Source organism: Hymenobacter sp. HSC-4F20, assembly GCF_019599275.1.
GTDB lineage: Bacteria > Bacteroidota > Bacteroidia > Cytophagales > Hymenobacteraceae > Hymenobacter.
The window spans coordinates 2115005-2129395 of record NZ_JAHZTD010000001.1; the positions used below are offsets into that span (position 1 = coordinate 2115005).

Sequence of the window (14391 nt, forward strand, 5' to 3'; positions counted from 1 at the left end):
GTAAGTCTTTTATTGATTTTTTCTGATAAGAACTCCGATATCACTTACACAATGGAGCCGGTAAAGCCTATAGTCAGTCTTCTACTTTGGTCTAAGTCGTAGTATAATTTGCTGTTGGTGCAGTAGGTGCAGCATCGGGTGCCTCAGCCACACGTACACTAGGCAGACCCACCACAGCTGCGGTCTACGAAGGGAAAGTCTCACTTTAGCCTGGCTCCTTCTCTAAAACCGGTAGCTTGCCCCTAGCATAGTGACCCGAGGCATTATAGCATAACTAGTCTGAGAGTAAACTAAGTCGGTAATGCTAAATTGCTTGAAAGACTTCGTGTTCAGTAGGTTTTTCATCGTCAGGAAATACACTAATTTACCTTTTGCCGGACTATACCGGGCAGTGCCTCCGAAAAAGGTATAGTGGTTATTGTAAATCAGGAGCTGATCTGCCTGCAGGCTTATGTACAGCTTTTGGCGTTGAAAAACGAGTTGATAGTCTGCTTGCCAGCGGCTATTACTCACCCTGAGCTCCTGTTCTATGCTTTGAACTAGCAGGGTGTTGTGAATAAAGCTCCCGCCTACGTAGACATTAACCGGCCCGGAAAAAGCGGTTCCGAGCTTTACGCTATTCTTGTACATTAAAAATCTATTGAAGCGTAAAGAAGAATTACCCAGGTAACTATACGATTCTACGTAGGTATTGGTGCTTTCCATCTGAGCACGCAAGGAAAGTGACTTGATAAACTTGGAAGCCTTTACTTGAAAGCTGGCATTTCTAGTATCGGGCGCCACAAACCAGGCCGTGGTGGTGGTATACTCGCTGACCTCAGAAGCCTGACCAAACGAGTTCCGCGCCAAGCCCACGGCTACGGAAGCCTGCAGTTCAGACAGCGTTAGATTGTCAACATAAGTATACGTTGCGTTAAGTGTATGCTTTTCTTGCTCTACCACTGCCGGCAAGCCCCGGTAAAAGGAACGGTAATCCGTTAGAACTTCTTGGGGTAACAAGTTATGGGCGTTGGAAAAGCTCCGCTCAAGGCTATAACTCAGCCCCAGAAGTGATTTAATATCAAATCGATAGCGCGCAATAAGTGACAAGGTAGGAAAAGTAGAGTATTGGGTCCTCACACCCAGCCCATTCGCTTGATTGCTTGCTTGAACCAAGGCTATTTCGCCCGTCGTACTAAACTTATGAAACGTTTTATCCAGCTTCAGTTTGGCGTACGCCCGGTTTTGTGACAGAGAAATTCGGTTTTCTTGCATGCGCGACAAGGGTTCTTCCCCGCTGCCAGCGAACAGCGTAGCTAAGGCCGCATAGGAATAGTCAAACCCTACAACGGCAGAGTAGTTGATGGCGGGGGCGGTCTTAAAGTATTCGAGCTCACCGCTTATAGCCGTTTGCTTGACCACGGTGCGCTGATCGGCCTGATTGCTCAACGAATCTGCCACTAGCTCAGCGAAGCGCGCTGGCAGCGTGGAGCTAACTCCTAGGTTGGCTCCCACTTCATCATAGGTGTGCAGTAGTTGCCCCTGTAGCGCCGCAGTGGCATTCAGCCGTTTGGTAACCAGTAAGTTCTGGCCAAATCGTACCGGAGTGTTGCGGTACCCTTGAAGAATAATCTCCGAAATAGATTGTTGTGCTGTCTGGGTTTCTAACTCTAGCTGGCTGCTCGTTCGCGAGCGGGTAATATCTAATCGGTTTTCATACGTCAGATTAGATTTCTCCCCCAACACGGCAAACAGGTTGTTGCGCATGTGGGCGCTTCGCAGCTGTTTTTTAAGCTGGGTGTTCTCCTGCAAGCGCAAGAAAGAAGAATCAAGGGGGGCCAGCAGGTAGCGGGTTAAGTTCTCGAGTTGTTGCTGAGTAGTATTGCTGTAGTAGGAAATATCCGTTAGGATTTTACATCGCACACTGGGCTTAAAGACATTAATTAGCCCACCCGTATGTTCATTGTTCAAATTCGATAAATCCGGACGGAAAGTAGATGAAACCAGCACCGGGTCAGGCAACAGGGGGTGGAGGGTCCGAACACTGGCTTTTAATCCGACGCCACTTGGATTCGTCAGCGAGGCTGCCACGGGATCTTGATTAAGGCCGATGTTGTTGCTGGCCCCAATAAAATACAGCTTGTTCTTCGGGCGATAGGAAAAGACATTTGCTGCCAGGTTACGCCGCCCCGTAAGACCCACTTCCAGGGAGGCGTTTCCAAAGAGGTTGTTTTTACGATCCTCAGGAATGGTAATATTAAGCACCGTGGTTTCTGAGCGCACCAAACCGCCGAGCAGCTTGTTTTCCACGAAATGCTCAATGGGCTGAATTTTATCAACTAACGTGGCATCTAAGTTGTGCGCGATACGCTGGTAATTGGAGCCCGTTAGGTTCTCACCTTCGATGTAGATCCCCGAAATGGTCGTGCCTTTATAGGTGATAATGCCCTCGGGCGAGACGAGGAATCCGGGCACATTTCGTAGTACTCCTTCTAGGGTAGTGGGGGTGCCGGCGGTAAAGTCCTTGGCCTGGAACGTGGTCGTGTCGTTGAACGCAATTCGCGGCCGGGTGCCATGAATTATTACTTCGTTGATAAGCGTAGAGTAAGGCAGCAGGACGAAATTGTAGCGCAGGTTAGCCTGCGCTGGCACGGCCACGGCTTGAACCACGGGCTTAAAGCCGATCATACGCAGGTGCACATTTACGGTATCTCCCGGCCGGGCTGGGAAGGCGCAGGAATACGTCCCGTCCTGATCGGTCGCGACGTACACAAGGCCCACTAAGCTTTTTTGCGTGGTGATGTAAACTGAAACCCCCGGCAAAGGAGCCTGCAAGCTATCCGTTACCCGCCCATGAATGGACATGGTTACTTGAGCCTGCACCCGCACGCCCCCCCCCAGCCACATTGCTATCAGTAGGGTCAGCAGGGCCGTGTGCAAGTACCAAGATGAAGTTGTTCGTAAAAACATGCAGTGCTTCTGCTACTGGATCCATTCCGTTATGCATGCTTTTTCGGCCTAAAGCCGCAGGATACCTGGGCAAGCAGTACCAGCTGTCGTCAGGCATCTCTGGGGTTAGTTCATCACTTCAATCCAGTCTTGCAGATTGGCTTTGGCATTCATGCCAGGGCCCCGCGCTTGAATGGATTTCACCCAGTTATCTGCGCTGGATTGCACTAGCTTACGGTATGCCTCCCACCCAATAACCTTGCGGCCCTGCGTGGGAGCAATCAGTGGGGTAAGTACTTTGGCGGGCAAATCAATAGAAGCAGCCTCGAAGGTAAATTCACCTTGTTGATCCGCTACCTGAAGAATTAAGCCAGGCAATCCTGCGAATTTCCATGGCCCCAGGTTTACTGGAATATCAGGGGCAAACCAGGCCGTATACTGGCGGCCACGAAAGGAGGTGGTGGCCTTTTGCACCAAGTGATTGGCCATCGTTTTCGTTTCGTTGGTGATCTGCCAAGAGAACGTGGGAGTGGCCTCTTCCACTACCACGTACTGACTGATAAAATAGATAAAAGACCGGCTGGTTAACGTCTTGGCGGTATTATCCCGGAATACAGTATAGCCTTCCTGGTCTTTTATGTCCAGCACATACTCGTTTTCACTGCGCTGCTCCAGCTTTTTCGAAGCCTGCACAACATCCTTTCTCTCGTAGTAATAGAGCGACTTGGTGCTATTAAACACCAAAGTACCAACCGGGTCTCCTCCCGTGCCGGTACCCATCTTTTGTTTGTAAATGACGCTTCCCAGGGGAGCTTGGGTGGTGGAAGCCTTCTTCGTTTTTAAGGCAGGAGTTTCCTGGGCCCAGCTAGGCAGAAAGCCCATTATCGCTCCCAGCAAGAGAAACCCAGTCAGCAGGTGACGATGGAAACAGGGGAAAAATGACAGCATAGTACCAGAAGTATAGAAAGCTGGTGGAATAATAAAATAAGGTTCCTGCTACTATGAAAGAGTAACAGGAACCTCACCTAAACGGCAACGTGGTGGCTGCGCAAAGCGCTAATTAGCGATAGAGTGCCACACCGGGCGGGACGATTAATGAACAACTGCCAGCAGCATTTTCACAGCCTCGGCACACGTAGGAGCCGTAGCAGAGAGTTCCACTTTTACGCCGGAAACTTCCACAGACGCAGTAGCCGTGCATTCATTAAGGGCATTAAACTCGACTTGCAGATTTTCAAGGGCAGAAGCCGACTGCGTTTGAGTTAGTGGGGCTTTTGCCCGCAGTGGCGCAGCAGCAGAGGCTGACATGGAAACAGTTGAGAAGGCTAGTACTAAGCCCGTAATAGCAATTTTGCAAAGATTCTTCATGCGTGATAGGATTGAATGGGATAATGAAATGTGCTTACTCTGTTAAAGGCTTTTCAGCTACCGCCTTTCTTCAGTAAGGCTAGTTGTTGCTCCACTTAGCCTGCCGCCAATCAGGCGCTCAGGCGTTCTATGACCCACTGCCAGAGGAGGCGCCAAGGAGCAAAGCCGAGTCTAGTAGCCGTATATCTGCTCTAACAGCATGCCTGCGGCTTCGCCACAGCTGGCTGCGGTAGCCGTTAGCACCACTTTGGTGCCACTTACCTCGACAGTTGCGGTCGCAGTGCACTGAAAGGAGGACACCACGGTCGTCTTGATTGGGGCCAGCAACCTGAGCGTGGGAGCTGCTGAACTGACGGGAGTGACTGCTGGTATACGCGACGATAAGTCCGAGCCAGTAGCAAACATGGGCGGACTCACCAGCCCTAAGGCACAGGTGAGAGCAATAGTTTTGAAAAGATTTTTCATGATGGATACTGAAAAAGGATAAACTGAATGACACTCGGGATTCTTAATACTCAAAGGTGGCATGAATACTTACAGCCAGAAAGGCCGATCATTGGAGTATTGTGACAAGGATATAATCCTCTTTTCCCTAATCTCCGTGAGGCAGACTATCCTTGAGTGTCCTCAGAAAGACTGTAAGGTTGTTTTATAATTGCTGACGTGATTTAAGCCAGGTTTGCAGGGACAAATTGTGACATTTCATCTTTGTATAATACCTAAATATAAAAAAGTTATATAAATCCACAGCTGAAGTTCAGTTATGCAACCAGAAGTAGGGTATTATCCTGACTCGATAAAGTGCTCTAGAGAAGGCAACTGTTACAGCTGGCGCTACTTTCTGAATCTGCTCTTCTATCGTCGGCGGTTGCGGGCCTACGTCGTCGTTGAGCTCAGGATTATGGAGTTTAGATCCGAGTACGCCGGCAAACTCAATTTCTGCCTCACGGCAGTGGACCAGCAGCGGCGACATCCGCAGGTTGGGACCAGCACCAAGCTGCTCTTATGCAGGAGCCGCAACAAGGTTGTGGCGGAACAGGCCTGGCGCGACCTACCTAAACCGATTGGAATTGCGGACTACCGCCTGACTTAGGCATTGCTCAAAAGGCTAGTGGACTCCTTACCCAGCATTGCCTCTTTGAAGCAGCCCCCTTCGACACAGCACCTCCGAGCCAACGCCACCCGACATAGCAGAAGGAACCCCTGCCTAACTTCCTGGCTAACCAAAGAAAGGGACGTTGCCATTAGTTAAATCAAGCACGAGCTTGATTGCCACAATAGGTTCCGATGGCTTTTAACTAGAACACTCAAATTGCGGCTCTCACGAGCGGCATTTAGTTTGATGAATAGGTCCGATAAATCTTACTTATCAGGCCGTATAAGCACCTGTTCATGACGCTCTGTAATTGAATGTTCACTAAAATGCTTCTTCAACTGAACTTACTGATTAGGTAGATGGAGGAAACAACGTTGGGGCAAGACAACTAAAAGCCGCCGTACGCGAGAGGCTTGAATTTGATAACTTTACTCTATGTCAAAGCCCGAAAGCTTAGCCGAATTCTACCAGCATCATTTCCAGGAGCAACCCGCAATCCGCCCCCTGGAGCGGGGTCAGGTCAACGTATTTCGGCTGGAGGACGTACTGGCCCCTAGCGCCGAGCCGGTGCAGTACAGCCGCCGCGACTTCTACAAAATCACACTCATCCGGGGCCACAACGCCTACCATTACGCCGACAAAAGCTTGGAAATAACCGGGCCGACGCTGCTGTTTTTTAACCCTCAGGTACCCTACACCTGGCAGCCGCTGTCGGACGACACCACCGGGTTTTTTTGCATTTTCCGCGAAGAGTTCTTTCACGGCTGGGGTACCCCACCGCTCATCGAATTACCGCTGTTTCAGCCGGGTAGCGCTCCCGCTTACCCACTCACGGCCGCGCAAGATGAAGCGGTCAGTGGGCTATATAGTAAAATGTTGACGGAGCTTGACTCCGACTACCCCCTTAAATACGAGCTGCTGCGCAACTACACGTCAGAGTTGATTCATTATGCGCTCAAGCTGCGGCCCGCCGAGGCTCGCTACCAGCACCCCGATGCCAAATCACGACTGACGTCCGTGTTTCTGGAGCTGCTGGAGCGGCAGTTCCCCATCGAGTCGCCTACTCGCCGGTTTGCCTTACGCTCGGCCAGCGACTTTGCCCGGCACCTGGCCGTGCACGTCAACCACCTCAACCGCTGCGTGCGCGACACCACCGGCAAAACCACCACCGACCATATCGCCGAACGCCTGGCTGGCGAAGCCCGGGCCCTGCTCCGGCACACCGACTGGAACATTGCCGAAGTCGGCTACAGCCTGGGCTTCGATGAGCCCGCCAACTTCAACTACTTTTTCAAAAAGCAGACCGGGCTGGTGCCTTCCGCTTTTCGGCGGGTTTGAATTTCATAAGTATCAGCTTGAATCTCATAAGCTCCTGCCGGGGTAGTGACCTGATCTTTGCTGTCGTTACTCGAGCTGCTCGAACTAACGCGCAAGCCCTCATTTCAACCATCACCCCCGCATGGACACTCAAGCAAACAATCCGCAAGTCTGGTTTATCACCGGGGCCTCCAAAGGCTTCGGGCTCGAACTAGTGAAACAACTGCTGGCCCAAGGCCACCAGGTAGCGGCCACTTCCCGCGACGCCCAGGAGCTGCGCGCCGCCGTTGGCTCCGAATCCCCCAACTTCCTGCCGCTGGCCGTGGACCTGACGGCCGAAGCCCGCGTAGGCGAAGCCATTGCGGCCACCGTGCGGCAGTTCGGCCGCCTAGATGTGGTGGTCAACAACGCCGGCTACGGCCAGTTGGGTAGCCTGGAAGAAGTAACCGACGCCGAGGCCCGCGAAAACTTCGATGTCAACGTGTTTGGCACGCTCAATGTCATTCGCCAGGCCATGCCGCAACTGCGAGAGCAGCAGCGGGGGCACATTATTAACTTCTCCTCCATTGCCGGCATTCAGGGCGGTTTCCCCGGCTGGGGCGTGTATTGCGCTACCAAGTTTGCGGTTGAAGGCCTCTCCGAAGCCCTGGCCGCCGAGGTTGCTCCGTTCGGGGTGAAGGTAACGGTGGTGGCACCCGGCTATTTCCGCACCAACTTCCTGCAGTCCGGCTCCCTGAAGCTGGCTGCCGACAAACTGCCGGCCTACCAAGTAGTGCGCGACAACGAGGCCTACCACGAGCAGGTGCGGGAAGCCAACTCCCAGCTGGGCGACCCCGCGAAAGGCGCCACGGCCCTGATTCGGATGGCCGCCGAGCTCAACCCGCCCCTGCACCTGCTGCTGGGCGCTGACGCCTACGGCCTGGCCGAGGCGAAGATCAAGAGCTTACAGGCAGACATGGCAAGCTGGCAAGCCCTGTCGTACGCCACCGCCGCCGAGCTGACTCACGCCTAGCGTTTTCGAAAGGTGGCCCGCCTGGTCCCAATTTCTGGAAACTAGGCGGGCCGCTTCACTCCTCTCTACTCCGGCCCTGCGCAGCCGCCGCCAAGGCCACCCGCTGCGCGGCCTTATTTGCCTTAGCATGCCGTTAATTTGTCCGTCTCAAGCAAGGTCTGCGTAAGACGTAAGTAGGAGCGTTTATCTTAACGATCTGACAGGCAGGCGGGTGGCGCGCACGAATGGCTTTACCTTTCCGCTGCTTTGTCCCAGCACAAGTCAATCAGCCACCCGTGCAGCCATTCCTGTTAGATGAATCCAGCGCCCTTGGCAAAGCCTTTCAATTGATAGGATCTGGGGGCACGATCCTGTCGGTTTTGTTAGGGGCAGCGCTTGTATCCCTGGGCTGGAAAGCCTTCGCACGCCATCGGCCGGCGGTGCGGGTTACGCTGGCTCCTGTTCATGCTTTGCCTTCTCGCTCTGCTGGCAATCGGGGTTGTCATGGCGTATGCTTTCAACGTCGGGTTCTCATGAGTGTCTTGTCCTGATAGTATGCCCTCATTTCGCTGTATACTCTTGTGAGCAAGCGAACTTTAGGAAAAGAGGGTTAACAGGCCGAAAATTAGTTTACTGAACTGTTACAGGGTGCAACGTATAGAAGAAACACCTTCTACATGAGAAACCTGTACTTATAGTATTACCATTGACTATTTGGTAATGGGTGCTTCAAATCATTGGCCCCACGGACTAATAGCCTTTGCTTATTGAACCTTAGCAGGAACAAGGGAAGTGTACTTCAATTCTGTGTAGCATGCCATAAGAGAGTATCAAACCCTATCAGCTCATCCTTATTGACTACTGTTAACCCGCTTACCCTACCCCATGTTGTCCATGGTGCTCACTCTACTTCTATCGGAATCTACCCCCATATCTTTAGCTGGCTTATTGCTGCTAGCCCCACTGATACTAGCTATGAGTTACCCTCTCTTTTGGCTAGCTCGATCAACATCGGCAACTACTTCTAAAGTCATGGCTCTAGTACTGGCCTTGCTACCCATTTGGCTAGGTAGCAAACTAAGTAACGACCTGGGGGCAGGGGTAGTGTTATTTTCATGTCTCCCTTTTGGGTTGGTCACATTTAACCTATCACGTAACACGTCCGGAAAGTAGTGGCTGCCATGGACGCGAAGCTTTCAATTGCTTTAGCTAAGCTCCTGTTTTTGGCTTCCAATAAACGGTACTAAGAAACGGCCCCGAAAACCTACGTTTCGGGGCCGTTTTCAGGGGTTGCTACTGTTATGTGATGGGGTAAGAAGTGGGCAAGCCTTCACAGGCTCGACTTGTAGCCCGATAAGCTGTATCTTCTGGTGAGCCGCTATCTTGTCGGAACTATGTGGCGCTTTCACCGATCCTATTTCCTGTCCTTCCTGCTGCTGCTGCTGGTGGAGATTCTTATTGCCGCCCTGGCCCATGACCGCTGGCTTCGTCCCTATGGCGGGGATGTGCTGGTCGTTGTGCTGCTGTATTGCTTTCTAGGCAGTTTTTGGCAGGCCGCTCCCTGGCGCGGGGCAGGTGCGGTCCTACTGTTTGCTCTCGTAATCGAAGGCCTGCAAGCGGTCCATTTCATTCACTGGCTCGGCCTGGAGCAGTCGCTGCTGGCTAACCTCATTCTGGGCAGTGGTTTTGCCTGGGCAGACGTGCTGGCGTATGGTATCGGCACAGGTCTCGTGCTGTGGGTCGAACGAAAAAAGCTCTCCCGCCGGGAGAAGCAACCAGGTTTAGTAAAATAACCGTTTTGTGAACTTCGTGGCATTTCCCTCCTACCGCATCAAGCGGTTCTCACCGGGCAACATGCGGCAAGCAGTGGGCTTCTCCGAGGAAGGCACTAGGTGTGCCTTACCCACAATGCCGTGGGGGAAGCGGCGGCCATAATCTTTCCAGGCGACTAGGTTGTTTAAGCTCGTATGATGGCCCCTACGCAGACCCTACCGGACTTTTACGCCACCAAGCTGCAGCAGCCCCTGCCTGACCTGCGGCGAGGCGACGGGCATTTTGCCGTGTTCCGGCTGGAAGATTTCCCCACCTCAACCGACCTGGCGGCGGTGTACGGACGCAAGGATTTTTACAAAATCATGCTCGGCACCGGGCACGCCACTTATCACTACGGCGCGCAGCAGGCCCTGCTGGCCCCCGGGCAGCATGCGCTGGTGTTTACCAACGCACAGGTGCCCTACAGCTGGGAGCTGCACGGCCTGCCCTACACCGGTTACTGCTGCGTGTTTACCGAGGACTTTTTGCCGGCGCATACCCGCCTGCAGCCCACCAACCTGGCGGTGTTTCACGCGCAGGGACAGCCTTTTTTCTACCTCGATACGGCGCAGGCCGCCGCGTTCGGGGCGCTCTTCGAGAAGATGCTGGCGGAGCAGGCCTCGGACTACGCCCAGAAGTACGAGCTCCTCTTTTACTATGTAATGGAGTGTGTACACGGGGCGCTCAAGCTCGCCCCGGCGGCCTCAGCCGTCTTGGTCGGCAGTCGGTTGGTGGCCGCTTTTCGGACGCTGCTGGCCCAGCAGTTTCCCATCGTTTCGCCGAGTCAGCGGCTAGAGCTGCACACGGCCCAGGCGTTTGCCGACCGGCTGGCCGTGCACGTCAACTCCCTCAACCGCACACTCAAGGCCGCCACGGGCAACACCACCTCGCAGTTGCTGGCCCAGCGGCTGGTGCAGGAAGCACGGGCCTTGCTGCGGCACACCGACTGGCCCATCGGCCAGATTGGGTACTGCCTGGGGTTCGATGAGCAGACTCATTTCACGCATTTTTTTAAACGGCACGCGCAGTGCACCCCTACGCAGGCGCGCCAGGTTTGATTTGGGTCAATTGGGGTTTGAAAGTCGTTAACAAGCCGGGAGAGGGTCCAAATACCTTTGTCGAACACGCTCTGACTTTCAATCCGATGGCTACTAGTCCCAACAAAACGATTCTTATTACCGGCGCTTCCTCCGGCATTGGGCTGGCAACTGCCCGCTACTTTGCTCAGCGCGGCTGGCAGGTCGTCGCCACCATGCGCACCCCCCACAAGGCCCCCGCCGACCTGCACTCCCTGGCCAATGTGCTGGTGCTGCCGCTCGATGTGCTGGACGTGGCCAGCATTGAGGCCGCCGTGGCCGCCGCGCTGCACGCCTTCGGTGGCCTGGATGTGCTCTTTAATAACGCGGGCTATGCTCTGGCCGGCGCCTTTGAGGCCATCAGCCCCGCGCAGGTGCAGCAGCTGTTCGACACGAATGTGTACGGGGTGATGAACGTGACGCGCGCCGTGCTACCCCATTTCCGGGAACGCAAACAGGGACTTGTTCTGACCACTACGTCCGTGGGCGGGCACATGGCCTTCCCGCTCTACAGCGTCTACAACGCCACCAAATTCGCCGTGGAGGGCTTCATGGAAGGGTTGCAATACGAAGTGAAGCAGTTCAACATTCAGGTGCGCACCATCGTGCCGGGCACGGTGCGCACCGACTTCACGGCCGCCCTCCAGTACGTACCGGCCCCAGCCTACGACCCCTATGCTCAGCGCGTGCACGAGCAAACGCTGGCCAGCTACGCCCACGCGGCCACGCCGGAGTCGGTCGCCCGCGTCGTGTTTGCGGCCAGCACGCGGGGCGGCAGGCAGGCCCGCGTGCTGGCCGGCACGCAGCCCAAACTGGTGTATTTCCTACGCTGGCTGCTGCCCCATAAGGTTTTCGCCGGCCTCATCAACCGCACCAATGGCGGCAAGTAGCCCAGGGCAGAACGGCCTTTCCAGCACGTATCTTTTAGGCATGGGCACAGGTGGAACAGAACGTGGGCTGTAGTCGAAAGGGTAGTTCCCTGTTCCTCTTTTTAGTGAACTTAGTGTTCAGCTACCGGAGGAAAGAACTGTTCCTAGAGCCAAACTAATGTCCTTATCATTGTTACGCATGCTATGTGATCCTTATTACCTAAGGAAGCTATGCTATTTATCAAATGCAGAGCATCACTAGCGTTTCTACTACAGCTCCCCGTTCAGCTCCGCCATCAGTTCGGCGAATAGCTGAGTAGAAGTTAGCCGGTCCTCCAGGGCGTACATGGCGGAGGCCGTAATTAGCTCATCAGCCTGGGTTTCGGCCAGAAACGCCTGCACCTGCTGCTTGACGGTTTGCTTGCTGCCAACAAAAGAGTATTTGAGCATCTGCTGCACGGCCGGATGCCGCCACATCTCGGCTAGTTCCTCATTGAAGGCGGTAGGCGGAGACAAAGCTTCCCGTGCTCCGCCGGTCAGCAGCGCCACAAACATCCGCAGCAGGGACGTAAACAGCTGTTGGGCCTGCTCGTCGGTAGCGGCCACGTAGGCGTTGATGGCCACGATGGTATAGGGCTGTTGCAGTACGGCCGAAGGCTGAAACTCGGCGCGGTAAATCCGCAGTGCCTCGTGCAGGTGGGTGGTGGCAAAGTGGCTGGCAAACGCGTAAGGCAGGCCCAGCTTGGCCGCCAAGTGCGCACTATCGGTGCTGGACCCTAAGATGTACAGGGGCACTTCGGTACCCTCCGCTATAGGGGCCCGCACGGCGGCCTGTTTGTTGGCCGGGGAGAAGTACGTTTGAATTTTGCTGATTTCCTGCGGGAAGGCTTGGGCCGCCTGCATGAAATCCGACCGGATGGCTCGCGCGGTCGGCGAGTCGGTACCTGCGGCCCGGCCTAGTCCCAAATCGATGCGGCCCGGATAGAGTTGCGCCAGGGTGCCAAACTGCTCGGCCACTAGCAGGGGCGAGTGATTGGGCAGCATAATGCCCCCGGAGCCCACGCGGATGGTCGTCGTATTTTCGGCTACGTATCCAATAAGCAGAGAGGGGGCGTTGCTGCCGATGTTATCGGCGTTATGATGTTCGGCCAGCCAGTAGCGGGTGTAGTGGGCTGCCTCGGCGGCCTGCGCCAGCGCCAGCGAATTGCTGAGGGTCTGCTTCATCGTCTCGCCCTGCGAGACGATGGCGAGGTCTAAAATGGAATAAGCGACTGGCTGCTTTTCCGGGCGGTTGGACTCGTTGATGGGCGTAGGCATGGCTTATGTAGGTAAGTGGCCGCTGGTTAAATGGTTCGGAACGCGGGTGCTGGTAAGCCGAGATTTCCCCGCAGGGTTTGCGCTTCGTACTCCGTATGGAAGAGGCCGCGCTCCTGCAAAATGGGCACTACCAGCTCGATAAAGTCTTGTATCCCATACGGATGGTCTTGCTGAATCATCAACATATCGATTGCTCCGGCCTCATACCACTTCTGTATCTCGTTGGCAATGCGTTCGGCGGAGCCCATGAACAAAGGAACGGGCCGGTGCGAATACGGACCTAGGGAGCGGATTGCCTGGTACTTCGCGTAGGCCTCGGCATCGGTGCGGCCCACGATGGGGTTTTGCGCTACCGACCGCACGAAGTCTGCCGGCTGCCGGCCTTTTTCAACCAGCTTAGCAGCCAGCGCATTGGAGAGAGACAAGGTTTCCTCGAAGGAACTGCCCGCCATGAACACGCCGTCGGTGTAGGAAGTGGCCAAGTCCACGAAGGTGGGGGAGCTACCGGCCATGTACAGCACCGGTCGGCCCTGCACCGAGCGGCTTAGATTCAGCGGCCCGTCCACCGAGAAGTACTTGCCCCGGTAGTTGATGGGGTGCATCTTGCGCGGATTCAGAAACACGCCAGTTTCTTTATTGCGAGGGAAGGCGTCGTCCTCGTACGTGTCCCACAAACCCAGCAGAATCTCCAGAAACTCCTGGTGCATGGGGTACTGGTCGGCTTTGCTGAGGTGGCCCCGGCTGAAGTTCACCATCCCCCCGGGGTTGGAGGTGATGGCGTTCAGCGAGGCCCGGCCCTTGCTGATTTTGTCTAGCGACAACACCTGCCGGGCCAGGTTGTAGGGGTCGGTGTAGGAGGTCGAAGCCGTTAGGGAGAGGCCGATGCGCTCCGTTTTCATGGCCAGGGCCGACATGAGCGTCCCGCCCTCGAACATGCTCAGGTAGTAGGGAATGTTGCCGGGGCCAACGTGGCTGACATCGTACAGAAACAGGGTTTCAAACTTGGCCTGTTCCACCAACTGCGCCTGCTTAATGAAAAAATCGATGTTTTCGCCGGCGTCGGCAGGCATGTCGGGGTGGCGCCAGGAGGAAAAATTCCACCCCGGCCCGTCAATGACCGCGGCCAGTTTTAGTGTTTTTCTGTTGTTCATGAGGTTGAATGCGTGCCGTTGACTTGGTAGGAGTTTGCCCATGGATGGACGTAGGCCTTAGTTAATCTTGTCCTGCATGCCCTGAACCATGATTTGTAGCACAGCTGGCCACGTTTTTTTCTCGTTCCCACGACGATGGCCTCCTTCGGCCCGTTCTGAAAACGCATTGTTCAGCAGGGCGGTCAGAGAGCTAGCGTATCTTCAGCGACTGCAGGAAGTCTTCCAACTCCTGCAGCTTAGCCCAGTTAAGAGTGGTGTGGATGGACCGGCCTACCTTTTCCGACTTCACCAGGCCCGCCTCTACCAGGGCCTTGAGGTGCTGCGACATCGAAGGCTGGCTGATCGGCACGCACTCCAGCAGATCACAATACCGCATGCCCTCATTCTGGGCAATTTCCTGAAGTAGGCATAGGCGGTGCGGGTCGCTCAGCGCCTTGGCTAGCTTGACGAGGGACTTGGTATCCAT

At 54.8% G+C, this 14391-nt stretch carries 12 protein-coding genes; 6 read left to right on the plus strand and 6 right to left on the minus strand.

Going from position 1 to position 14391, the window contains the following annotated elements; all coding sequences use genetic code 11:
• Positions 1 to 222 precede the first annotated feature (222 nt).
• From K3G63_RS09045 to K3G63_RS09055, 3 genes are all read right to left on the minus strand, one after another.
• Positions 223 to 2919, minus strand: coding sequence for a carboxypeptidase-like regulatory domain-containing protein (locus tag K3G63_RS09045; protein ID WP_220613709.1), 2697 nt, complete (start codon positions 2917 to 2919; stop codon positions 223 to 225).
• Between the two features lie 135 nt (positions 2920 to 3054).
• A complete protein-coding gene (locus tag K3G63_RS09050) occupies positions 3055 to 3876 on the minus strand; it encodes a GLPGLI family protein (RefSeq protein WP_220613710.1) in 822 nt (273 codons plus the stop codon).
• 144 nt (positions 3877 to 4020) lie between these two features.
• The gene (locus K3G63_RS09055; protein ID WP_220613711.1) at positions 4021 to 4296 is read right to left on the minus strand and encodes a hypothetical protein; all 276 of its coding nucleotides are present in this window, start codon (positions 4294 to 4296) and stop codon (positions 4021 to 4023) included.
• Between the two features lie 763 nt (positions 4297 to 5059).
• Here K3G63_RS09055 and K3G63_RS09060 point away from each other — a divergent pair.
• The 6 genes from K3G63_RS09060 (at position 5060) to K3G63_RS09085 (ending at position 11478) form a co-directional block, all read left to right on the plus strand.
• On the plus strand, positions 5060 to 5389 hold the full coding sequence (locus tag K3G63_RS09060) for a PDDEXK nuclease domain-containing protein (RefSeq protein WP_220613712.1): 330 nt from the start codon (positions 5060 to 5062) through the stop codon (positions 5387 to 5389).
• A 438-nt stretch (positions 5390 to 5827) separates the two neighbouring features.
• Positions 5828 to 6730 (plus strand): AraC family transcriptional regulator, encoded by a 903-nt coding sequence (locus tag K3G63_RS09065; RefSeq protein WP_220613713.1) that lies wholly within the window; start codon positions 5828 to 5830, stop codon positions 6728 to 6730.
• Positions 6731 to 6851: 121 nt separating this feature from the next.
• A complete protein-coding gene (locus K3G63_RS09070; RefSeq protein WP_220613714.1) occupies positions 6852 to 7721 on the plus strand; it encodes an SDR family NAD(P)-dependent oxidoreductase in 870 nt (289 codons plus the stop codon).
• A gap of 1373 nt (positions 7722 to 9094) precedes the next feature.
• Entirely contained in the window at positions 9095 to 9493 is a 399-nt protein-coding gene (locus tag K3G63_RS09075) for a DUF2809 domain-containing protein (protein ID WP_220613715.1), read from the plus strand.
• Between the two features lie 174 nt (positions 9494 to 9667).
• Entirely contained in the window at positions 9668 to 10570 is a 903-nt protein-coding gene (locus tag K3G63_RS09080) for an AraC family transcriptional regulator (protein WP_220613716.1), read from the plus strand.
• 86 nt (positions 10571 to 10656) lie between these two features.
• Positions 10657 to 11478 (plus strand): SDR family oxidoreductase, encoded by an 822-nt coding sequence (locus tag K3G63_RS09085; RefSeq protein WP_220613717.1) that lies wholly within the window; start codon positions 10657 to 10659, stop codon positions 11476 to 11478.
• Positions 11479 to 11727: 249 nt separating this feature from the next.
• Here K3G63_RS09085 and K3G63_RS09090 read toward each other — a convergent pair whose 3' ends face one another.
• From K3G63_RS09090 to K3G63_RS09100, 3 genes are all read right to left on the minus strand, one after another.
• The gene (locus K3G63_RS09090; protein ID WP_220613718.1) at positions 11728 to 12774 is read right to left on the minus strand and encodes an LLM class flavin-dependent oxidoreductase; all 1047 of its coding nucleotides are present in this window, start codon (positions 12772 to 12774) and stop codon (positions 11728 to 11730) included.
• A 26-nt stretch (positions 12775 to 12800) separates the two neighbouring features.
• Positions 12801 to 13925, minus strand: a complete 1125-nt coding sequence (locus tag K3G63_RS09095; RefSeq protein ID WP_220613719.1) for an LLM class flavin-dependent oxidoreductase — start codon at positions 13923 to 13925, stop codon at positions 12801 to 12803.
• A 190-nt stretch (positions 13926 to 14115) separates the two neighbouring features.
• Positions 14116 to 14391 carry a helix-turn-helix transcriptional regulator gene (locus tag K3G63_RS09100; RefSeq protein ID WP_220613720.1) on the minus strand — a complete coding sequence of 92 codons (276 nt, stop codon included), beginning with the start codon at positions 14389 to 14391 and terminating at the stop codon, positions 14116 to 14118.